The 305-nt window shown below is 82.3% G+C and carries 1 pseudogene; it reads left to right on the top strand.

The features are described from left to right. Positions 1-103: 103 nt before the first annotated feature. Positions 104-305: pseudogene (locus AAHZ94_RS35255) on the top strand (type ISP restriction/modification enzyme); the annotation flags it as partial.

Raw genomic sequence — 305 nt, 5'->3', positions numbered from 1 at the left:
CGGGGGGGCTCGGAGAGGTGAAAACCCCCCACGCCACTCCCCCGCCGGCCGGCCCGGCCGGGTGCGCCCGCTGTACCGCCGCCCCGGCGGCCGTGAGCCCAATGTGGCGCCCGGGCTGCTCGACCACCTCGGCGCCCGGCTCGGGCACCCGGTGCCGGCCGCCGACCTGTTCGCCTGGACCGCCGCGGTCGCCCAGCGTGCCCCGGGGGGCGCCGTGGCCGGGCCGCTGACCACCTCGCCCGAACTGTGGGCCGCCGGCGTCGCGCTCGGCCGCCGCCGGGTGTGGCTGCACACCCGCGGCGCCC

The organism is Streptomyces sp. HSW2009 (genome assembly GCF_040240285.1).
Lineage (GTDB): Bacteria > Actinomycetota > Actinomycetes > Streptomycetales > Streptomycetaceae > Streptomyces.
Note: the sequence above shows the minus strand (reverse complement) of the source record. Positions and strands in the feature narration are given on the sequence as shown.